At 63.7% G+C, this 1,766-nt stretch carries 1 protein-coding gene; it reads left to right on the top strand.

The window, feature by feature from the left end:
• Positions 1-1,766, top strand: a 1,766-nt coding sequence (locus tag ACFFJD_RS16725) for a non-ribosomal peptide synthetase (protein ID WP_382366232.1), incomplete at both ends; no start/stop codon positions are given.

The following is a 1,766-nucleotide window of genomic DNA, read 5'->3' as shown; positions in this document are numbered from 1 at the left end:
GCCGACATGTTCGATTTGTCGACGTTGGAGTCGATGGGTGTTCGGTTTGTGGCTTTGCTTGATGCGTTGACGGCGGATCCGGCGGTGGCGGTCGGTGATGCGGCGTGGATGTCGGTGGGGGAGCAGCGGGGTGCTTTGGGTGTGGCCGAGGGTGGGCCGCAGGAGTATGCGGTGGTGACGTTGGCGGAGGGGTTGGCTGCTCAGGTTGAGCGTCGTCCGCATGCTGATGCGTTGATTTATCGGTCGCGTCGGGTCAGTTATGCCGAGTTCGGGGCTCGGGTCAGTGTGTTGGGTCGGCAGTTGATTGCTGCGGGTGTGGGGCCGGATGTGCCGGTGGGTGTGTGCATCGATCGTTCGGTGGAGATGTTGGTGGCCATTGCAGCGGTGCTGGCTGCTGGTGGTCAGTACGTGCCGATTGATGTCGATACTCCGGCTGAGCGCGCTGAGTACATGGTGTCCACGGCTGGTGTGGGGTTGGTGTTGGTGGCGGCCGGTGTGGGTGTGCCTGAGCCGGTGGCGGCGTTGGGTGGGCGGGTGTCGGTGTTGTCGGTGGATGCGTCGGCTCAGGTCGATGTGGCGACTGCGGTGATTGCGGCGGGTGAGCGTCGTGGGGTGTTGCGGTCGACGAATGCGGCGTACACGTTGTTCACGTCGGGGTCGACGGGGCGTCCGAAGGGTGTGACGGTTTCCCATGGTGCGGTGGGGAATTTCTTGGCTTGGTTCGATGGGTTGAATGTGGCCGGGTCGGGTCAGCGGTTGTTGTTCAAGACGCCGTATACCTTCGATGCTTCGGTGTTGGAGTTGTTCTGGCCGTTGATGTTCGGGCAGACGATGGTGATCGCTGAGCCGGAGGGTCATCGGGATCCGGTGTATTTGGCGCGGGTGATGGCCGAGCAGCGGGTGTCGGTGGTGCAGTTCGTGCCGTCGTTGTTGTCGGTGTTCCTCGATACGGTGCCTGGTGTTGAGGGGTTGGCGTCGCTGCAGCGGGTGTTCTGTGGTGGTGAGGCGTTGCCGCCGGCGGTGTTGGCGCGGTTGGTCGAGCGGGTGCCGGGGTTGTCGGTGACGAATCTGTTCGGTCCGACCGAGTGTGCGGTCTATACCGAGTCGGCGCGGGTGGATGGTGGTCTGGCGGTGGTGCCGATTGGTGTGCCGGCGCCGAATACGTCGGCGTATGTTTTGGATTCGCGTCTGCGGTTGGTGCCGGTGGGTGTGGCCGGTGAACTGTATTTGGGTGGTGTGCAGGCTGCGCGGGGTTATGCGTCGCGGTCGGGTCTGACTGCTGAGCGGTTTGTTGCTGATCCGTTCGGGCGGGCCGGTGATCGGTTGTATCGGACCGGTGATCTGGTGCGGTGGAATGGTGCCGGGTCGTTGGAATATTTGGGTCGCACTGATTTCCAGGTGAAGTTGCGTGGTCAGCGGATCGAGCTCGGTGAGATCGAGTCGGTGCTGGCGTCGGCTTCGGGTGTGGTGCATGCGGCGGCTGCGGTGGCGGTGGGTCCGGGTGGTTCCGAGCATCTGGTCGGTTATGTCGCGCCGGCGTCGGTGGATTTGGAGGCGGTGAAGGCTGTTGCGGCGGCCGAGTTGCCCGGGTACATGGTGCCGTCGGTGTGGATGTCGGTCGAGGAGATCGCGCTCAACAATGCGGGCAAGATCGATCGGAAGGCTTTGCCTGCCCCGTTGTTCGGTGAGGTCGGGGCGGAGTTCGTGGCTCCGGTGGGTGTTTCTGAGGAGGCCGTGGCGAAGGTGTTCGCCGAGGTTCTGGGTGT

This window comes from Gordonia phosphorivorans, assembly GCF_042432625.1.
GTDB classification, from domain to species: Bacteria; Actinomycetota; Actinomycetes; order Mycobacteriales; family Mycobacteriaceae; genus Gordonia; species Gordonia phosphorivorans.
Note: the sequence above shows the minus strand (reverse complement) of the source record. Positions and strands in the feature narration are given on the sequence as shown.